The organism is Tabrizicola sp. T46 (assembly GCF_057219895.1).
Genome location: NZ_JBXVVV010000001.1, coordinates 15,925 through 35,901, shown reverse-complemented (window position 1 = coordinate 35,901; position 19,977 = coordinate 15,925). Strand labels below are relative to the sequence as shown.

Annotated in this window: 16 protein-coding genes; 12 read left to right on the top strand and 4 right to left on the bottom strand. The window is 66.0% G+C overall.

Annotated elements, in window-relative coordinates:
- Positions 1-5 precede the first annotated feature (5 nt).
- The 4 genes from iolD to AC2D9V_RS00120 all read right to left on the bottom strand — a co-directional run bounded on the left by iolD (position 6) and on the right by AC2D9V_RS00120 (position 5,316).
- Positions 6-1,832 (bottom strand): 3D-(3,5/4)-trihydroxycyclohexane-1,2-dione acylhydrolase (decyclizing), encoded by a 1,827-nt coding sequence (gene iolD, locus AC2D9V_RS00135; RefSeq protein ID WP_484712002.1) that lies wholly within the window; start codon positions 1,830-1,832, stop codon positions 6-8.
- Positions 1,829-3,739: a bifunctional 5-dehydro-2-deoxygluconokinase/5-dehydro-2-deoxyphosphogluconate aldolase gene (locus AC2D9V_RS00130; protein ID WP_484712001.1), complete on the bottom strand. Its 1,911-nt coding sequence runs from the start codon at positions 3,737-3,739 to the stop codon at positions 1,829-1,831. The genes iolD and AC2D9V_RS00130 overlap by 4 nt, the downstream gene beginning before the upstream one ends.
- 76 nt (positions 3,740-3,815) lie before the next feature.
- Complete coding sequence (locus AC2D9V_RS00125) at positions 3,816-4,631, bottom strand: MurR/RpiR family transcriptional regulator (protein ID WP_484712000.1); 816 nt, start codon at positions 4,629-4,631, stop codon at positions 3,816-3,818.
- A gap of 61 nt (positions 4,632-4,692) precedes the next feature.
- On the bottom strand, positions 4,693-5,316 hold the full coding sequence (locus AC2D9V_RS00120) for a TetR/AcrR family transcriptional regulator (RefSeq protein WP_484711999.1): 624 nt from the start codon (positions 5,314-5,316) through the stop codon (positions 4,693-4,695).
- Between the two features lie 167 nt (positions 5,317-5,483).
- On the opposite strand from AC2D9V_RS00120, the gene AC2D9V_RS00115 reads away from it, so the two are divergent.
- From AC2D9V_RS00115 to AC2D9V_RS00060, 12 genes are read left to right on the top strand one after another with little or no spacing between them, the layout of a single operon-like run.
- Complete coding sequence (locus AC2D9V_RS00115) at positions 5,484-6,830, top strand: aspartate aminotransferase family protein (protein ID WP_484711998.1); 1,347 nt, start codon at positions 5,484-5,486, stop codon at positions 6,828-6,830.
- A complete protein-coding gene (locus AC2D9V_RS00110) occupies positions 6,827-8,443 on the top strand; it encodes a phytoene desaturase family protein (protein ID WP_484711997.1) in 1,617 nt (538 codons plus the stop codon). The genes AC2D9V_RS00115 and AC2D9V_RS00110 overlap by 4 nt, the downstream gene beginning before the upstream one ends.
- Positions 8,430-9,938, top strand: a complete 1,509-nt coding sequence (locus AC2D9V_RS00105; RefSeq protein ID WP_484711996.1) for a phytoene desaturase family protein — start codon at positions 8,430-8,432, stop codon at positions 9,936-9,938. The genes AC2D9V_RS00110 and AC2D9V_RS00105 overlap by 14 nt, the downstream gene beginning before the upstream one ends.
- On the top strand, positions 9,935-11,131 hold the full coding sequence (locus AC2D9V_RS00100; RefSeq protein ID WP_484711995.1) for an aminomethyl transferase family protein: 1,197 nt from the start codon (positions 9,935-9,937) through the stop codon (positions 11,129-11,131). The genes AC2D9V_RS00105 and AC2D9V_RS00100 overlap by 4 nt, the downstream gene beginning before the upstream one ends.
- Before the next feature lies 1 nt (position 11,132).
- The gene (locus tag AC2D9V_RS00095; protein ID WP_484711994.1) at positions 11,133-12,278 is read left to right on the top strand and encodes an aromatic ring-hydroxylating oxygenase subunit alpha; all 1,146 of its coding nucleotides are present in this window, start codon (positions 11,133-11,135) and stop codon (positions 12,276-12,278) included.
- A complete protein-coding gene (locus tag AC2D9V_RS00090; protein WP_484711993.1) occupies positions 12,275-13,492 on the top strand; it encodes an aromatic ring-hydroxylating oxygenase subunit alpha in 1,218 nt (405 codons plus the stop codon). Before AC2D9V_RS00095 ends, AC2D9V_RS00090 begins: the two co-directional genes overlap by 4 nt.
- 42 nt (positions 13,493-13,534) lie before the next feature.
- Positions 13,535-14,638, top strand: a complete 1,104-nt coding sequence (locus AC2D9V_RS00085) for a polyamine ABC transporter substrate-binding protein (protein WP_484711992.1) — start codon at positions 13,535-13,537, stop codon at positions 14,636-14,638.
- Between the two features lie 3 nt (positions 14,639-14,641).
- On the top strand, positions 14,642-15,748 hold the full coding sequence (locus AC2D9V_RS00080) for an ABC transporter ATP-binding protein (protein ID WP_484711991.1): 1,107 nt from the start codon (positions 14,642-14,644) through the stop codon (positions 15,746-15,748).
- On the top strand, positions 15,749-16,663 hold the full coding sequence (locus AC2D9V_RS00075) for an ABC transporter permease (RefSeq protein ID WP_484711990.1): 915 nt from the start codon (positions 15,749-15,751) through the stop codon (positions 16,661-16,663).
- Positions 16,660-17,499 (top strand): ABC transporter permease subunit, encoded by an 840-nt coding sequence (locus AC2D9V_RS00070; protein ID WP_484711989.1) that lies wholly within the window; start codon positions 16,660-16,662, stop codon positions 17,497-17,499. Before AC2D9V_RS00075 ends, AC2D9V_RS00070 begins: the two co-directional genes overlap by 4 nt.
- Positions 17,465-18,343, top strand: a complete 879-nt coding sequence (locus AC2D9V_RS00065; RefSeq protein WP_484711988.1) for a dimethylsulfonioproprionate lyase family protein — start codon at positions 17,465-17,467, stop codon at positions 18,341-18,343. The genes AC2D9V_RS00070 and AC2D9V_RS00065 overlap by 35 nt, the downstream gene beginning before the upstream one ends.
- Positions 18,336-19,940: an amidohydrolase gene (locus AC2D9V_RS00060; protein ID WP_484711987.1), complete on the top strand. Its 1,605-nt coding sequence runs from the start codon at positions 18,336-18,338 to the stop codon at positions 19,938-19,940. Before AC2D9V_RS00065 ends, AC2D9V_RS00060 begins: the two co-directional genes overlap by 8 nt.
- The last annotated feature ends 37 nt before the right edge of the window (positions 19,941-19,977 follow it).

Below are 19,977 nucleotides of genomic sequence, written 5' to 3'. Positions count from 1 at the left end.
GATCCTCAGTTCACAAGCCATTGGGCCTTGGCGCCCGCTTCATGTTCCTTGCGGGCCTCGAGCACCTCCTTGCGGGTGGAGACCTCGGGCACGCCGACCTCCCACCACGCGCCGCCGGCGCCGGTGCCGGGGCCGGGATCGCTGTCGATCACGATCACGGTGGGCAGGGTGGCCGCCCGGGACGATGCAAGGGCCGCCTCAAGCTCGGCGATCCCGCCGGCCTTGACCACGTTCGCCCCCATCGACCCGGCGTGGGCGACGAAGTCGATGTGGCTGGGGTTCACGTGGTGGCTGTCGTCGAGAAGGTTGTTGAACGGCGCCCCGCCAGTGTGCTTTTGCAGGCGGTTGATGCAGCCGTAGCCGCGGTTGTCGGTCAGGACCACGGTGAAGGGGACGCCCATCATCACGGCAGTCGCGAGCTCCGAGTTCGCCATCATGTAGGAGCCATCGCCGACCATGCAGATCACGTCGCGGTCAGGCTGGGCCATCTTGATGCCCAATGCCCCGGCGATCTCATATCCCATGCAGGAAAAGCCGTATTCCATGTGGTAGCCGCCCTCAGACCCGCGCCAGAGGGTGTGGAGGACGCCGGGCATCGAGCCTGCCGCGCCCATCACGATGGTCTTCGCAGTGGCGCTGCGGTTGACGGCGCCCACGACCTGCGCGTCCGAGGGGAGCTGGTTGCCGGTCGGGGCGGCGAAGAGGGCGTCGGTGGTGCGGAACCAGGCGTCACGGGCGGCGAAGTCGGGGTCGGCGAAACGGTGCTTGCCAAGGGCTGCAGAGAGGCGCTGAAGGCCGACCTTGGCGTCGGCGACCAGCGGCATCGCCCCGCGTTTCGTCGCGTCGTAGGATTGCACGTTCAACGAGATGATCTTGCGGCCGGGCTTCTTGAAGATGGTCCAGCTGCCGGTGGTGAAGTCCTGAAGCCGCGTGCCGACGGCGAGGATGACATCCGCCTCGGCCGCAAGCTTGTTGCCGCAGTCCGATCCGGTGACGCCGGGCGAGCCGAAGTTCAGCTTTTCCTCCCAGTCCACCGCGCCCTTTCCGGCCTGGGTTTCGATCAGGGGGATGTTGTGGCTGCGGGCGAAGTCGCGCAGCGTGGCATCGGCGCCGGAGTAAAGTACGCCGCCGCCTGCGACGATCAGCGGGTTCCTTGCTGCCTTGAGCGTGGCGACGGCGGCCTCCAGTTCCCGCTGGTCGGGTTCGGGGCGGCGGATGTGCCAGACCCTGGGCGTGAAGAATTCGACAGGGTAATCAAAGGCTTCGGCTTGCGTGTCCTGGCAGAAGGCGAGGCAGACCGGGCCGCAGGTGGCGGGGTCCGTCATCACCTGGAGCGCGCGGGGCAGGGCGGTCAGCACATGCTCGGGCCGGCTGATCCGGTCGAAGTAGCGCACCACGGGGCGGAAGCAGTCATTGGCCGAGACGATGCCATCGCCGAAATCCTCGACCTGTTGCAGGACGGGATCGGGCGCGCGGGAGGCGAAGACATCGCCGGGAATGAGGAGGACTGGCAGGCGGTTCACATGGGCAAGGGCGGCGGCGGTGACGAGGTTCGTCGCGCCCGGTCCGATTGAGGTGGTGACGGCCATGGCCTTCCCGCGGCGCGAGGCCTTGGCATAGGCGATGGCGGTATGGGCCATCGTCTGCTCGTTGTGCCCGCGCCAGGTGGGGAGCACGTCGCGGTGGGCGTGAAGCGCCTCGCCCAGGCCCGCGACGTTGCCGTGACCGAAGATCGCCCAGACGCCTTCGATGAAGCGCGAGCCGTCTTCGGCCTGTTGCAGGGACAGCCAGCGCACCAGGGCCTGGGCGGCGGTAAGGCGGATCGTGGTCATTTCTTCCCCTCCTCGCGCGCGGCATCCCATGTCTGGCTGATGCGCGCATAACGGTCTGACATCTGGGCGACGGCTTCGGCGTCGGTCATCCGGCCCTTGAGCCAGGCGCGGGCGGCGTCGCCAAAGATCGTGCGGCCGATGGCGAAGCCTTTCACCAAGGGCTGCCTGGCCGCAAGGGCCAGCGAACGGGCAAGGTCTTCTTCCCTGGCATCGAGGCCAAGGACGACGACGCCCCGGACATGGGGATCGTTCCGGGTGATGGCGGCGCAGGCCTTGTCCCAGGCGGCAGCGGTGGTGAAGGGTTCAAGCTTCCACCAGTCGGGGTAGACGCCAAGGTCGTAGAAGCGCTGGATCACCTGGGCCGAGGTATCGTCGATGACGGGGCCGACCTTGGAGGGGATGATCTCGAGCAGCATCTCAAGCCGGTTGCGGCGGCAGGCGTGGAAAAGGCGGCGGACGGTGTCTTCCTGGCTCGCCTTCGTCGCGGCGTCGTCGTCGGGGTGGTAGAAGCAGAGGACCTTGACGACATGTTCCAGCGGCCATTCCTGCAGGCCGCCGAAATCGGGGCCAAGTTCGGGTTCCAGGGTCAGGGGGCGCGAGCCGGGCCATTCGACGGGACGGCCGATCCAGAGGCCGGTGCCGGCGGCCTGGAAGAGGGCGTCGCGGCCAAGGCGGCTGTCGCAGAGGATACCGTAGCCGGGCTGGCCGTTTGCCACCTTAAGGGCGGCTTGCAGGCACAGTTCCTTGAAGGCGCCGATCTTCTGCGGGGTGGCCCCTTCCATCTCTTCAAGCTGCATCCGGTGGTCGAAGGCGAAGACGCGCATGGTTGAGCGGTCGTGGTGGCGGTTGGTCGCCCAGTGGACCTGTTCAAGGGCCGCGTCCTTGCGCAGCGCCTTTTCGACGACGCCGCGTTTCAGGAAGAATTGAAGCTCCTCCCAGGACGGATAGGCCGGGGTGCAGCCGTGGCGGCTGACGGCGAAGGCGCCGCAGGCGTTGGCGTAAGTCAGGGCAGTTGGCCAGGGTTCGCCGTCGAGCCAGCCTTTCAGGAGGCCGGACATGAAGCCATCGCCCGCGCCGAGGACGTTGAAGACCTCGATCGGGAAGCCGGGGCCGGACTGGCCTTCGTCGAGCGTGTCCGGGATGGCGCCGGTGAAGGCGACGGCGCCCATCGGCCCGCGCTTGCAGACGAGGGTGGCCGTGCTGACGGCGCGCACGGCGCGGAGGGCGGCGATGGTGTCGGTGGTGCCGCCGGCGATGTGGAATTCCTCCTCGGTCCCGACGATGAGGTCGAAGAAGTGGAGGGTGGACTGGAGTTTCGCGGTGACCTTGGCGGACTCAATGAAGCGGCTTTCGCCGGCGTCGTGCCCGGCGAGGCCCCAGAGGTTCGGGCGGTAGTCGATGTCGAGCGCGGTCTGGAGGCCGTGCTTGCGGGCAAGGGTGAGGGCCTTCAAGACGGCGGCTTCGGTGCGCGGGTGGGAGAGATGCGTGCCGGTGGCGACGACGGAGCGGGACGAAGCGATGAAGGATTCGTCGATGTCGTCTTCGCAAAGCGCCATGTCGGCACAGTTTTCGCGGTAGAAGATCAGCGGGAACTGCTTGTCATCGCGGATGCCGAGAAGGACGAGGGCGGTCAGGCGTTCGGGGTCGGTCCTGACGCCGCGGGTGTCGACGCCTTCGCGGGCAAGCTCCTCGCGGATGAAGCGGCCCATGTGTTCGTCGCCGACGCGGGTGATGAGGGCGGACTTCAGGCCAAGGCGCGCGGTGCCGGCGGCGATGTTGGTGGGGGAGCCGCCGATGTACTTCTGGAAGGACCCCATGTCCTCCAGCCGCCCGCCGACCTGCGCGCCGTAAAGGTCGACCGAGGAGCGACCGATGGTGATGACGTCAAGCGGGCGCTGGTCTGGCATGGCGGATCCCTGGGCGGAAGGGCGAGTCGGCTGCTATGTTGGAACGAATATTCCATTTCATCCGGAAAGGGAAGCCCTAGCCCTCGCGACGGGTGGCGACGGCGACGGCAAGGGCGAGGGCCAGCGCGATGGTCGCGGAGAGCGACCGGAAGGCGCCGAAGTCGACTTCGGTCACCGTCAGGACGACATCGGCGAGGCCGGAAAGCGGGGTGGCGGGCGGGTCGGTCAGGAGGACGACAGGCAATCCGGCAGCGCGGGCGTGGCGGGCAAGGGTGAGGGTTTCGTCCGAATAGGGGGCGAAGGTGATGGCCAGAAGCGCATCGCCGGGTTGCAGGGCGGAGGCCTGGGAGAGGCCCGCGACGCCGTCATGCAGCATGGCTGGAAGGCCGAGCTTGTCGCAGACATAGGCTAGGTAGGCGGCCGCGGGGAAGGACCGGCGGAAGCCGGCGAGGTGGATCATGCGGGCCTGGGAAAGGAGTTTAACCGATTGATCCAGCTTTGATTCATCGAGGTCGCGGGCGAGGCCTTCGATCGAGAGACGGCCCGCCTCGACAAACTCGGCGACGAGGGCGGAGGGTTTGTCGGCCCCGCCCGCCTTGAGGTTGGCGAGGCGTGTTGCGTAGTCGGGTGGCGTCTTCGTGAGCGCGCGACGGAAAAGGCGCTGCATCTCGGCATAGCCCGAGAAGCCCATGATCTGGCAGAAGCGCATCATGGCCGAAGGCGGCACGTCGGCGGCGCGGGCAAGATCGGCCACGGTGGAAAGCGCGATGTCGTCAAGGTGCCGGGCGACGTGGTCGGCGCATTGCTGGAGGCGGCGGGGAAGGGTGCCGTGCAGGCTGTCCAGCCGGGCGGTGAAGTCGCTGACGGTTGCGGGGGGATCTTCCTGGGTCATGCCGTGCCTATCTGGTCCCGGCGCAGCATAGCATATGGAACGGATGTTCCAAGAGCGTTGATCAGGGACGCTTTCGGGCGGCCTTCAGGCCTTCGGGTGCGAAGTGATCAGGAAAGCAGAGGGCGGCGGAGGTGCGGGCGGTGGCAAGCCCTTCCTCGCGCGAATAGGGGGTCGCCATGGTCATCATGTCGAGCCAGACGCCCTCGATCGTCACGCGGATGATGCGGGCGATGCGCACCGGGTCACGGCCGTAACCGCCAAGGTCGGAGAGCCGGGCGCAGATCCCTTCGAGCTGGCGGTTGTAGGCGTCGTCCCAGGCTGAGACGGCCTCTTGGTAAAGCGGGCGGGACTGCGCCTCGCCCCAGAAGGCGCACCAGGCGGCGAGCCGGGTGGGGGTGCAGATCGCGGGGTTGAAGTCGGCCTCGATCAGCGCGTTCAACTGTTCGGCTGGGTCGGTGCCGACGGCCGCAAGGGCGGCCTCCCAGTTCTGGCGGTATTCCTGGGCCAGATACATCAGCGTATCGGCGAGAAGAGTTTCCTTGGTCTTGAAGTGGAACAGCACAAGGCCGTGCGAGAGGCCGGCGGTCTGGGCAACCTCGGTCAGCGTGGTGCGCGAGTAGCCGCGGGCGGCGATCGTCTCGATGGTCGCCTCGATGAGCTGGGTGCGCCGGGCCTCACGGCTCATGGTGCGGGGCGGGCGCTGGGTGGATGAGGATTCGGTCACGCTTTCCCCCGGGTCATGCTGTGTTCGCATAGCGGAACGACCAGAAATCACAACGAAAAACTTCTGATTGACAGAACAGTCAGTCGAATGCGAGCGTGGCGGAAGCCCGAAACAAGCCATGGTTTCCCATGCCGACCCTGCCTCACCGGCCGCTTCAGAAGTCCAACGCCCAGTTCGCCCGCGCCGTTCAGCGCCTGCCACTGGGGGTGTCCTCGACCTTCCGCTACTGGGGCGATGACCGGACGATCTATGTCCACCACGGCAAGGGCGGGCGGACCTGGGACATCGACGGGAACAATTACGTCGATTACCGGCTGGGCTATGGTCCGGCGATCCTGGGATATGCCGATGACCGGGTGGATGCGGCGGCAAAGCGGGGGATGGAGGTTGGCGGGGTCTTCGCGCTGTCGACCGAGCGCGAACTGATCGTGGCGGACCGGATCGCGAAGATGGTGCCGGCGGCGGAACTGGTGCGGTTTTCGAATTCCGGGACCGAGGCGGTGATGGCGGCGCTGCGGCTGGCGCGGGCCTACACCGGGCGCGAGGAATATCTGCTGGTCGAGGGCGGCTACCACGGCCTCTTCGATGCGGCGATGTGGATGTCGAACATGGAGGAGTGGGACCTGGGGTCGAACACCGACCCGGAGCTTGTGCCCTATGGCAAGGGCATCCCGCCCACGGTCAAGAAGCTGGCGCATATCACGCCGATGAATGACTTCCAGCGTCTGGAAGATGTGTTCAAGCGCCACGGCGACAAGCTGGCTGCGATGCTGATCGAGCCAATCCAGGGCAACTGCTGTTCGATCATGGCGCGGACGGAATATGTGCAGCTCGCCCGCGAGCTTTGCACGAAATATGGCGTGATGCTGATCATCGACGAGGTGAAGTCGGGCTTCCGCGTGGGCAAGTCGGGCATCCAGGGGATCATGGGGGTTACGCCGGACATCACCACCTTCGCGAAGGCGGTGGCCAATGGCTATCCGATCGCGGTGGTGGCGGGGCGGGAAGAGGTGATGCGCACCTTCCGCTATGGCGGGGCGAGCCACGGCGGGACCTATACCGCCCACTCCGTCAGCCTGGCCGCCGCTGAGGAATGCCTGCGGATCCTGGATGAGACCCCGGCGCTGGAGACGATCGCTGCTTACGGCGAGCGGCTGAAGGCGGGGATTTCGAAGATCCTGAACGCGCGCGGGATCGTGCATTCCTACACCGGGCATCCGTCGATGTTCGGCCTCTTCTTCGCCGAGATGCCACCGGACAATTACCGGGACTGGAAGACCAGCGACTACAGCTTCTACGATGCGATGGCGCATTACCTGCATGACCTGAACATCATCGTGGAGCCCGACAGCCGGGAGCCCTGGTTCATCTGCGAGGCGCATGGGCTGGACGAAACTTGCCTGACCGACACGCTGAAGGCGGTGGAAACGGCGGTCGACCTGGTCTTGGAGCATGGGGTCGAAGCCGCGGAATGACCCATGACGCGATCATCATCGGGGCCGGGCACAACGGCCTTGTCACGGCGTGCTACCTGGCGCGGGCAGGGCTGAAGGTCCTTGTCGTCGAGAAGAACGACTGGATCGGGGGTGCTGCGGTCAGCCGCGAGCTTTACCCCGGCTTCACCTATTCCAACTGCTCCTATGTCTCGAGCCTTTTCCGGCCCGAGATCATGCGCGATCTGGAACTGGCGAAACACGGGTTACAGATCCTGCCCTATGAGGGCGGGGCCCTGTTCACCGAAGGCGGTGGCTACCTTGGCATGTTCCGCGACCATGAGGCGAACCGGCGCGAGTTTGCCCGGCATTCGCGCCGGGATGCCGAGGCCTATGACCGCTATGCGCGCGACATCCTGCGGAACTGCCGCCTGATCCGCCCGATGCTGATGCGGCGCCCGCCGGACCTGGGCAGTTTCCGTCCGCGGGACCTGGCCGAGCTTGCCTGGCTGGGTAAGCAGGTGACCGGGCAGTCCGAGGCGCAGATCTACCGGATGCTGCGGTTCTGGACGATGTCGATCGCCGATTTCCTGGACGAGTATTTCGAGAACCCGGCGATGAAAGCCTATCAGGCGGTGGGGTCGATCATCGGCACGGCGCTGGGTCCGATGTCGCCGGGGACGGCCTATGTTCTTCTCCACCACGCGATGGGGGATGTGGATGGCAACGTCGGGTCCTGGGGCTATTCGCGCGGCGGGATGGGCGGGATCACCAAGGCGCTGACCGCGTCGCTGAAGGCCTCGGGTGGCGAAGTCCGCACCGGCTCGGGGGTGGAGAAGGTGCTGGTCCGGAACGGCCGGGCGGTCGGCGTGGTGCTGGAGAACGGCGACGAGCATCTGGCGCGGCGGGTGATTTCCAACATGGATGTGCGGCGGACCTTCCTGAAGCATGTTGATTCCAAGGAGTTGCCGGAGGCGTTCCTGAAGCGGGTGCAGACCTTCAAGACGCGGGGGTCGTCAGGCAAGCTGAACATCGCGCTGGACGGGGTGCCGGAGTTCAAGGCGCTGCCCGCGGGGGCGCCGAACATCCGGGGCGACCTGCATTTCACCGACACGATCGAGAAGATGGAGGCCGCCTATGACGACTGGAAGGCGGGGCATTACAGCCGCAATCCGTTCCAGGACGTGATGATCCCGACGATGATCGACCCGACGATGACACCGCCGGGCAAGCATTTCATGTCCTGTTTCGTGCAGTACGCTCCCCCGAAGATCGAGGGGCGGGACTGGACGGATGCCGACCGCGACGGGTTCCGCGATGCCTGCCTGAACCAGATCGAGGCCTATGCGCCGGGGTTCAAGTCGAAGGTCCTGCATGTCGAGGTGCGGACCCCGCGCGAGCTGGAGGCGGAGGTGGGGCTGACGGAAGGGAACATCTTCCAGGGGGAGCTGACCTTCGACCAGATGTTCTTCAACCGGCCGGTTCCGGGCTATGCGAACTATCGTTCACCTATCCGCGACCTCTGGATCTGCGGGTCCTCCACCCACCCCGGCGGGGGGGTGATGGGGGCGCCCGGACGGAACGCGGCGGCGGAAGTGCTGCGCGACATGAAGCTGCCCGCGAAAGACATGAGCGACGCCTATGCCATCGTTTGACACAATCGTCATCGGCGCGGGGCCGAACGGGCTGGCGGCGGCGCATCGGCTGGCGTCACGTGGCGCGAAGGTCGTTGTGCTGGAGGCGGCCGAGGCCCCGGGAGGCGGGGCGGGGCTGGCGCATCTGTCCTACAACCTCGATCCGCGGGTCGCGCAGACGATGGACCTTGAGGGGCATGGGCTGGCGTGGCTGAGCACGAACCTAGCGACGACGGTGCTCGATCCCGGCGGCAATCATCTCCGGCTGGAGGGCGCGGTCGGCGCGCGGCTTTCGGGTGGCATCGGCGAGGCGGACCGGAAGGCGTGGGCGGCCCTGCGGGCGCGGCTTCTGCGCTTTGCCGATGTGCTTTCCCCGTTGAACGAGATGCCGCCGCCCCGGATTGCGAAGGGTGTGGGCAACCCGATGCTGAAGCTGGCGATGATCGGGTTGAAGGCGCGTCTGATGGGTGCGGCGGAGGTGCGGGAGCTGGGGCGGATCCTGCTGACGAACGTGCACGACCTGCTGGATGACGAATTGTCCGACCCGCGGCTGAAGGGGGCGTTGTGTTTCGAGGCAACGCTGGGGGGCTGGCTGGGCCCAAGGTCGCCGAACTCGGTCCTGCCGTGGCTGGTGCGGCTTTCGGGGCGGACGGGGGGCGTGCAGGGCGCGCTCGGGCTGCCGAAAGGCGGCATGGCGGCGTTGGGGGCGGCGATGGCCCGGGCGGCCGAGGCAAAGGGGGTGACGCTGCGCTGCGGAGCGCGGGTGGCACGGATCCTGGTTGAGCAGGAGATGGTTGCGGGCGTGGTCCTGGCGACGGGCGAGGAGCTGCGGGCGGGGCGGGTCGTTTCGGCGGTGGCGCCGAAGACGACGCTTCTGACCCTCGTCGGTCCACGGCACCTTGACGCGGGGCTGACCACCAGCGCCCGTCACCTGAAGGCGCGGGGCGGGGCGGCGAAGTTGGCGCTTACCCTGCGGGCGCTGCCCGACTTCCGGGGGGCGGAGGTGAAGGACCGGCTGATCCTCGCGGGGTCCGAGCATGACGTGGAGCGCGCCTTCAACCCGGTGAAGTACGGCAGGGTGCCGGACCGGCCGGGGATGGAGATCGTGATCCCGACGGCGCATGAGGCGGGGGCGGATGGCAGGCACAGACTGTCCGCCATCGTGCAGTTTGCGCCGCATGCCCCTGCGGATCGGGACGCGGCGCGCGCGGCGATGCTGGCGGCCTGCATGACGCAGCTGGAGGCCCATGCGCCGGGGATCGGGGCACTGGTGGAGGGGGCGGAGTTGCTGATGCCTTACGACATCGAGGCGCGCTATGGCCTGCCGGGCGGGCAGTGGCATGCGGGCGAGTTGAGCGTGGAGCAGATGCTGTTCCTGCGCCCCTTGCCGGGGATCGCGCAGTACCGGGGGCCGGTGCCGGGCCTTTGGCTCGCCTCGGCGGGGTGTCATCCGGGTGGGGGCGTCTCGGGCACGCCGGGCTGGAACGCGGCCCTTGCGATGGAGGCTGCGGAATGACCTCCGGGGCGCGCGATCTGCGGCACTACGAGACGCCGCTTCTGAAGACCCCGTTCCACCCGCGCACCGAAGCGCTGAACAGGCTTTGGTCCTGGGGCAACTGGGGCGGCTATACGACGGTTCTCAGCTATGACGACCTGTCGATGGAGCATTCGGCGATCCGCAACACGGCGACGGTCTATGACCTGTGCCCGATGATCAAGTACCGGATCGAAGGGCCGGAGGCGACCGTCTACCTGGAGCGTCTGACGATCCGCAATGTCTCGAAATTGTCGGTGGGCGGTGTGCAGTACACGGCCTGGGTCAATGACGCCGGGCACCTTCTGGACGATGGCACGCTTTTCCGGCTGGAGGAGAACCGCTATCGCCTGTGCTGCCAGGAGCGGCATCTGAACTGGCTGGAGGACAGCGCCTTCGGCTTTGACGTGACGGTGACCGAGGAGACCGAGGACATCGCCGCTCTGTCCTTGCAGGGACCGACCTCGGCCGAGATCCTGCGGCTGGCGGGCTTCGACATCGACGGGCTGAAGCCCTTCCGCATGGCGGAGTTTCCGCTTGGCACCGGGCGGCTGATGATCTCGCGCACCGGCTTTACCGGCGACCTCGGCTACGAGCTTTGGACGACGCCCGATCAGGCGCTGGCGCTGTGGGACCTGCTGTTCGAGGCGGGCAAGCTGCATGGCCTGCGCCCCATCGGGTCGGAAGCGCTGAACATGGCGCGGATCGAGGCGGGGCTTCTGATCACCGGCTATGACTTTGTGCCCGCCGATGCCTGCCTGCGAGAGGACCGGTTGCGGAGCCCGCTCGAGATGGGCCTTGGCTGGATGATCGACTGGGAGAAGGGCCATTTCACCGGCAAGGCGGCGCTCATGCGCCAGCGGGAGCGGGGCACAGACTGGACCTTCGTCGGGCTGGAGATCGACGGGAACATTCCGGCGGACGGGGCTATCCTCTATCACGACCGGAAGACCGAGGCGGGCGTGATCACCGCCGCCATCTGGTCGCCCGCCCTGAAGAAGAACATCGCGATGGCGCAGGTCCGGACCAGATATGCGGCGGGCGACAGTCTTTGGGCGGAAATCTATGCGCTGCGCGAGCTGCATTATGAGAAGATGATGATGCAGGCGAGGGTGGTGGACCGCCCGTTCTTCACCCATCCCCGCCGGCGGGCAACGCCACCCGGGAGGTTCTGAGATGGGACATGAAGACCGCCACCCGCTGTCGCCCCGGCTGGACCATTGCCCGGAGGGGCTGCCGAAGGCCGCCTACTTCGATCAGGGCTGGTACGACCGCGAGATGGCGACGGTCTTTTCCCGGCAATGGGTGATGGTCGGGCGAGCCAGCGACTTTCCGGCGGGAAAGATGCGCCGGGTTGCGGTGGGTGCGGCGCAGGTGATCGTGGTGCGCGACCGGGATGGTGCGCTGGCGGCCTGGCACAATTCCTGCCCACATCGCGGTTCGGAACTTTGCGTGACGGACGAGGAGGAGGTGGGCAAGCTGATCCGCTGTCCCTACCACGCCTTTGCCTTTGCGGCGGCGGATGGCCGGCTGGTGTCGACCGCCCATGCCGTTCCGACAAAGGATTTCGACCGGTCGGCGCATGGGTTGCGGCCCGTATCCTTGCGGGTCTGGAACGGGTTCCTGTTCCTGAACCTGTCGGCAGAGCCGGGGGAGATCTGGGCGGATGTCGGGCTTCGGACGCTGGACAACTGGCCGATGGACAGCTTGGTGGTCGGCCATCACTGGGAGCATGACCTGAACTGCAACTGGAAGGCCTTCTGGGAGAACTACTCGGAATGCCTGCACTGCCCCGGCATCCACCCCGAGCTGTGCGACCTGGTGCCGATCTACCGGACCGGGGTCATGGGGCCGTCAGAGGCGCTTGGCTGGAAGCCGGATGACAGCCCGCCACAGTCGAACCTGCGGCCGGGGGCGGTGACCTGGACGATGGACGGCCAGCCCTGCGGGCCGATCTTCCCGGGGCTGAGCGAGGACGAGCGGCGCGTCGGCTACAGCTTTGTGACGCTGTGGCCGTCGACCTATGTGGTGGCGCATCTGGATTACGTGCGGGCGGTGCGGCTTGTGCCGATGGGGCCGGAAAAAACCCGGCTGATCGCCGAGTGGTACTTTCTGCCCGAGACGCTGGCCCAGCCCGGCTTTGATGCCGCTGCCGTGGCGGATTTTGCCAAGATCGTGATCGGTCAGGACGGTGCCGCGTCCGAGATGAACCATCGCGGCATGGCCTCGCCCGCCTTCAAGGCCGCGCGGCTGATGCCTGAGGAATACGAGATCTTCCGGTTTCACGAATGGATCCGGGCCGAGATGGAGGTGACCCCATGACCGAGCTGCCCTACCCCTTGATCACGATCCCGAACGACTGGGACCGGCGCGGACTGCCGGCCTGGACGTACCATTCGCCGGCGCTGTTCGCGCTGGAGCGAGAGAAGGTCTTTCTGAACCACTGGCAGATCGTCGGGCATGAATGCGATATCCCGGACCCCGGCGACTGGCTGGCCTTCGACCTTCTGGGCGAGCGCGCGGTGGTGATGCGCGGGCAGGACGGGGTGGTCAGGGCGTTCCACAACCTCTGCCGCCATCGCGGGGCGCGGGTGGTGGATGGGACGGAAGGGCATTGCAAGGGGTCGATCGTCTGTCCGTTCCACGGCTGGGTCTACAACCTTGACGGAACCCTGCGCGGGGCGTCGCAGCCGAAGAGTTTCGGCACAATGGATCGGGAGGCCTTTGGCCTGAAGCCGATCGAGATGGAAAGCTTCCACGGCTTCCTGTTCCTGCGCTTTGCGCCGGGGCCGCAGCCGCCAATAGCCAGGCTGCTGGCGCCCTTCGATGCGGACTTTGCCGCCTATGGCCTGTCCAACGTGCTGCCTGCCAGTGTGCCGAATTGGTCGACCGACCTGCCGGTGAACTGGAAGTCGGTGCGCGATGTCGACAACGAGGGCTACCATGTGGCCCTGGCCCATCCGGGGCTGCAGGACCTCTACGGCCGGACCTACCGCGACCATTACCTTGAGGACGGGCTGTCGATGTCGATCGGCTGGTTCGGGGATGTGCCGGGCAAGGGCTGGTCGGTCAGGCATTACGGGAAGATTTCGCCACCGCGACCGGACCTTCCGCAGCATTTGCAGCGGGCCTGGGTCTATTACGGGTTGCAGCCGAACCAGGTCTTTTCGATCACGCCGGACGGGGTGAGCTTTTACCACGACCTGCCGCTGACCGAAGGCATGACCCGCCTGACCGGCAGGCTTTACCGCTGGCCGAACGAGACGCGGGAGCGGCGACTGGCGCGGTACCTGAGTTATCGGATCGACCGCGAGACCTCGGTCGAGGACCAGCAGCTGTCGATCTGGTCGAACGAGTCGATGAAGTCGGATGCCTTTGAAGGCTTCCACCTGTCCGACCTGGAGTACGGGCTGCGCCGGCACCATGACGGACTGCGGCGTCTCTTGCCGGTGATGACGTTGGGGAAGGCGCCGCCAGAGGACCAGATCGCGCGGCTGAACGCAGAATTGACTTGCCAGACCAAGGGTCAGGGGTAAGCTGACTGAAAAGATAACCAGAATACCACCGGGGAGACTGCCATGAGACTGAACCGCCGACAGGCCCTTTTCGGGGCCACTGCAACTGTTGCCATGCCTTGGGTGCGCCCGTCCTGGGCACAGGGCGGGGTGGTGAACGTCTACAACTGGGCCGACTACATCGGCGAGACTACCCTGACCGACTTTACCGCCGAGACCGGGATCGAGGTGGTCTATGACCTTTACGCGAGCGCCGAAGAGATGCAGGCGAAGCTTCTGGCGGGGTCGACCGGCTATGACGTCGTGCTGCATTCGGGGCAGGGGCTGCCGCGGTCGCTGGCGGCGGGGGTGTTGCAGAAGCTGGACAAGTCGAAGCTGACGAACTGGGGCAACCTTGACCCCGACATTCTGAAGACCTTCGCGCTATACGACCCGAACTACGACTATGCGGTGCCCTACATGTGGGGCTCGGTGGGCATGACCTACAACATCGACATGGTGAAGGAGCGTATTCCCGACGCGGACCTTGAATCGCTCGACCTGATCATGAAGCCCGAGTTTGCGTCGCTGCTGGCCGATTGCGGGATCTCGCTTCTGGACAGCCCGAACGACATCGGTTTCATGATTCTGAGCTATCTCGGCATCGATCCGAACACCGCCGGCCCGGCCGAATGGGCCAAGCTGGTCGAGGCGGTGAAGCCGGTGCGCGAGTACATCGCGACCTTCGACAATGCGAACTACCTGACGGCGATCCCGAACGGCGAGCTTTGCGCGATCAACAACTGGTCGGGCGACTACGGTGTTGCGAAGGCCCGCGCCGCCGAAGCCGGGATCGAGATGAACCTGGGTTATTTCGTGCCGAAGACCGGCGCGCCGGCTTGGTTCGACGTCTGGGCGGTGCCTTCGGATGCGCCCAATGTCGACAACGCCCATACTTTCCTGAACTACATGCTGCGCCCCGAGGTGATCGCCGCCGCGACCAACTTCACCGGCTATGGCAACGTGAACAAGGCTTCGCGGGAGTTTGTTGATCCGGCGATCCTTGCCGACCCGGCGGTCTATCCAGATGCCGAGGCCATCTCGCGGCTTTACACGCCGCTGCCGCAGACGATCGAGCAGGAAACGGACCTGAACCGCGCCTGGACCGAAATAAAGACTGGCGGCTGACACATGCCGTCTGCTGACGCAGAGCCGTTCCTGCGGATCGAGAATGTCTCGAAAAGCTTTGGGTCCTTTCAGGCGGTCAGGGACGTCACCCTGACCGTCGGCAAGGGTGAGATCTTCGCGCTTCTGGGCGGATCCGGCTGCGGCAAGACCACGCTTCTGCGGATGCTGGCGGGGTTCGAGGAACCGACGGCAGGGCGCATCTTCCTTGACGGTCGCGACATGGCGGGCGTTCCACCCTGGGAGCGCCCGGTCCACATGATGTTCCAGTCCTATGCGATCTTTCCGCATATGACGGTCGAAGCGAATGTCGGCTATGGGCTGAAGCACGAGAAAAGCATGACGAAGGCCGAGCGCGCGGCCCGGGTGGCCGAGATGCTGGACCTTGTGCAGCTGACGCAGTTCGCGCACAGGAAGCCGCACCAGATTTCCGGCGGCCAGCGTCAGCGCGTGGCGCTTGCCCGGGCGCTGGCGCGGCAACCAAAGCTGCTCCTCCTCGACGAACCGCTTGCGGCGCTGGACAAGAAGCTGCGTGAACACACCCAGTTCGAGCTGATGTCGATTCAGCAGCGCACCGGGGTGACGTTCATCGTCGTTACCCACGACCAGGAAGAGGCGATGACCCTCGCGGACCGGATTGCCGTCATGGACAAGGGCGAGGTCCGGCAGGTGGGCAGCCCGAACGAGGTCTACGAATTCCCGTCCTCGAAGTTCGTGGCCAGTTTCATCGGGTCGGTGAACAGCTTCGAGGCCACTGTCGTGGCGCGCGAAAAGCCGCATCTGCGCCTTGCCGTGCCGGCCTTGGGGGGCGAGGTGTTGGCCCGTGATGTTCCGGGGGTGACCGAGGGGCAGAAGGTCTGGCTTGCGATCCGCCCCGAGAAGATGCGCCTGACGAAAGAGCGGCCCGACGCCCCCAATGCGGTGGCCGGTCATGTCAAGGACCTTGCGTATTTCGGAAAGGACAGCCTTTACCGCATCGCTCTTCCAGGGGCGCTGGTGCAGGCCCATGCCGTGAATGCGCGGCGGGGCGATGAAGGCTCGCGGGTCGCCGACTGGGACGAGGACATCTGGGTCTCGTTCGATCCTTCGGCTGCCATCGTCCTGGTGGAGTGAATGGAAAAGGGCCGCTTCCAGCGCTGGTTCGATCAGAAGGGCTGGACCGGCCTTCTGATCGGCGCGCCCTATGTGTGGTTGCTGATCTGGTTCCTGCTGCCGTTCCTGATCGTCGTCGCGATGAGCGTGGCGACCAATACCCCGACCGCGCCGCCGTTTTCGTTCGGGGGCGAGCATCCCTGGATCAACCTTGAACCCTTTTCCCGTGTCGTCACGGACGGGCTTTACCTCAGGGCCTTTCTGACCTCGGTCCTGAACGCGGCCTTCGCGGCGTTCCTCTGCCTGCTTATCGGCTATCCGATGGCACTGGGCATGACGCGGGTGTCGAAAAGCTGGCGCAACATCCTTTTGATGCTGGTGATCCTGCCCTTCTGGACCTCGTTCCTGCTGCGCGTCTATGCCTGGATGGGGCTGATGGGGAAGAATTCCTGGTTTAACGGGCTTCTGACCGACTTCTGGAATTTCCTGGTGCCGATCGACTGGGCGATCCGGTTCGTGCCGATGATGCAGACGAACTTCGCGGTCGTGCTGGTGATGGTCTACACCTACCTGCCGTTCATGATCCTGCCGCTTTACGCGAGCCTGGAGCGGCTTGATCCGACGCTGGACGAGGCGGCAATGGACCTTGGGTCGCGTCCGTATCAGGTTTTCCGGGACATCACGTTGCCGCAGTCGATCCCCGGGATCGTGGCGGGGGCGATGCTGGTCTTCATCCCTGCGGCCGGTGAGTTGGTGATCCCCACGCTGGTCGGCAATGCCTCGCAGCCGATGATCGGGAAGATCATCGCCGACGAGTTCGGGCAGGCGCGGGATTGGCCGATGGCCTCGGCCGTGGCGGTGGCGCTTCTGGTGCTGATGGTGGTGCCGACGATGATCTACAGCCATTATCAGGCCAAGGCGGAGGGGTCGAAATGAAGCGCCTTTCGCCCTTCCTGATCACCGTGCTGTGCTTCGGGTTCGCCTTCTTCTACATCCCGATCCTGTCGATGATCGTCTACTCGTTCAACGCGTCGCGGCTGGCGACGGTCTGGGGCGGATTCTCGACCAGGTGGTATCAATCGCTCTTCTCGAACCAGCAGGTCTGGGACGCGCTGATCCTGTCGCTGAAGATTGCGCTCGTCTCGGCGACCATTGCGACCATCCTTGGCACCATGGCCGGGATTGCCCTGGCCCGGTTCACCAGGTTCCGGGGGCGGATCCTGTTTTCGGGCCTTGTCGTGGCACCCCTGGTGATGCCCGAGGTGATCACCGGGATTTCGATGCTGGTCTTCTTCATCCTGATGGCCGACTGGATTGGCTGGCCGGGGGCCCGTGGCTTCACCACGATCACGCTGGCCCATATCACCTTTTCGATGGTCTTCGTGACCACGATCGTGCAGGCGCGGATGCTGCAGGCCGACCGCGCGATCGAGGAGGCGGCGATGGACCTTGGGAGCCGCCCCTGGCAGGTGATGTTCGACATCACGCTGCCGGTGATCTCGCCCGCGATCCTGTCAGGGTGGCTTCTGGCCTTCACGATCAGCCTTGATGACGTGGTGATCTCGTCCTTCGTGACCGGGCCGGGGAACACGACGCTGCCGCTTCTGGTCTGGTCGAAGGTCAAGCTGGGGGTGACACCTGACATCAATGCGCTGGCGACCTTGATGATCCTGACGGTCGGGATCGGGGTCATCGCCGCCGGGATCATCATGAACCGGACGGAAAGGAAACGCCTGCGTGAAGAACGATTGGCGTTCCAACGCAATGACTGATCCGGCCAACTTCCTGAACGCTCCCATCGGCCAGCCGGGCTCGGGTCGCGTACGCTATGGGGCGGCGATGGAGCTGTGGCGCGCGGGCAAGATCAGTGCCGAAGTGCTGGAGGTGTACCGCGTCGCCTCGGCCCATGACGGGCGCGATCCAAGCGAAATCCTGCGGGAGCGGGGATTGCCAGTGCCGGAGATCATCATGACCGACAGCCCGTTGAACCGGCTTTATACCGCCGCTCGGGACTATCTTCTGACCCTTGACCACCCTGGTGCCGCCGAGGTGCGCAGAGGACTGCCCGTCGACCCCGGCCCTGAAGAGGCAAGACCGGCCCGCAGGAATGCCGTCGTCGACCGCTGGCTCGCCCCCGCGTTGCAGGCGATGGACAAATCCCACCACGGTCTTGCACAGGCCATCGGCGACGCCGCAGACAGCCTCGAGTGGATCACCTATGACGCCTACCCCGCTGCCGACATCGGTCCGCAGTTTCCCGGCGGTCACGCCTATGCCATGATCCTTGGCGGCGGGGCCCCGTTTGCCGCCGACGACTTTGACGTCGACCTTTTTCTGATCGCGCCCCACACCCTTTACCGCGATCACCACCACGCGGCCCCCGAGCTTTACGCCCCCCTGACCGGCCCGCATGGCTGGCGCTTTGGCGTTGGGAGGCCCCTTGTGGTGAAGCCCGCGCATCAGCCGGTCTGGAACCCTGCCCATCATCCGCACCTGACCAAGACAGGGGCCGTGCCGTTTCTGGCGCTGGTCGTCTGGACCCGCGACGTGAACGCGGTCGCCCGCGTCATCCCCGCCCCGGATTGGGCCGAACTGGAGGCACTGCGCCTTGGCTGACACGGTTCTGCACAACGCCCGCATCCGCACGATGGACCCCGCATTTCCGCAGGCCGACTGGGTCCTCGTGCGCGAGGGCAAGGTCGCGGCGCTGGGTCAGGGCGTCCCGCCGGACGCGAGCCACAGGATCGACGCGGGCGGGCGTCTGGTGCTGCCGGGGTTTCAGGATGCGCATATCCATCTTCTGTCCGGCGGGATCGACATGGCCACGGCGGCCTATCTCTTCGACGTGGGCAGCGAGGAGGAGCTGATAACCACCTTACACGCCCATGCGGTGGCGCGGTCGGAGATGCCGATCGTCCTTGGCTCGGGCTGGCAGGCCGGGGTGTTTGGCGATCACAACCTGACGGCGGCGGTCATCGACCGGGCGGTGAGCGACCGTCCGGTGATGATCTATGACAGTTCGTTCCACAATGCCTGCCTGAACAGCCGCGCGCTGGAGATGGCGGGTGTGCAGGAGATGGCCGATCCGCCGAACGGGCATATCGTGCGGGATGCACGCGGCAGGGCAACGGGCATGCTGCATGAGGAGGTGATTCCGGTCGTGGCCGCGCGGCTGCCTGACCTGACGGATGACGACCGGATGGTCGGCCTGGACGCGGGGCAGGCCCATGCCAACCGGCACGGGATCACCGGGGTGCTCGATGCCCGCATCACCGAGATGGAGGCGCGGATTTACGGCCGGGGTCAGGCCGAGGGGAGGCTGACGCTGCGGGTTGCCGGGACGGCGCTGGTGACAGCGGCGGATACGCCCGAGACGGCGGTGGCGCGACTTTCGGCGCTCCGCGAGGCCTACCCCGGTCCGGACTTTCAGGTCCATTCGGCCAAGTTCTTCATGGATGGGGTCTATGAGAACCGGACGGCGGCGAACCTTGCGCCCTATGCGGATGCGGAAGGCGGCAATGCGCCTTGCATGTTCGGGGCGGAAGCGACGAAGGCGCTGATGAGCGCCCTTGATGCCGCGCGCTTTGCGATCCATGTCCATGTCATCGGCGATGCCGCCGCCCGCCGGGCGATCGAAGGGCTGGAAGCAGCGCGGGCCGTCAACGGTCCCTGGCCCGCACAGCACCAGCTGGCCCATCTGCAACTGGTTGACCCCGCCGACTTCGGCCGGTTGCAGGGCCTTGCGACGGCGAATGTCCAGCCGCTTTGGGCGAGGTTCGAGCCGCCCTATTCCGACCCGTCGCTGTCGATGATCGGCCCTGCGCGCTGGCCGGATGTCTATGCCTTCCGCAAGATGCTGGATGCGGGGGCGGACTGGTGCCTGTCGTCCGATTGGCCGGTCAGCACGCTGAACCCGTTCGAGATCATGGAAACCGCGATCACCCGCCAGAAGCGTCTGGACGATGACCCGCAGGAGCCGTTCTGCCCGGAAGAGCGGCTGACCGTGGAGGAATGCGTGCTCGGCTATACGACCCATGCGGCGCGGGCCTGCTGGCGGGAGAGCTACACGGGGATGCTGCGCCCGGGGTTCTCGGCGGACCTTTTGGTGCTGGACCGGGACATCTTTGCGATACCGGCGCAGGAGATTTCGCAGACGCAGGTGCTGCTGACTCTCTTCCGCGGGAACGAGGTCTGGCGCGATCCGGCGTTCTGAAAGCGAAAGGCCCCCGCACCTTGCGGTGCAGGGGCCC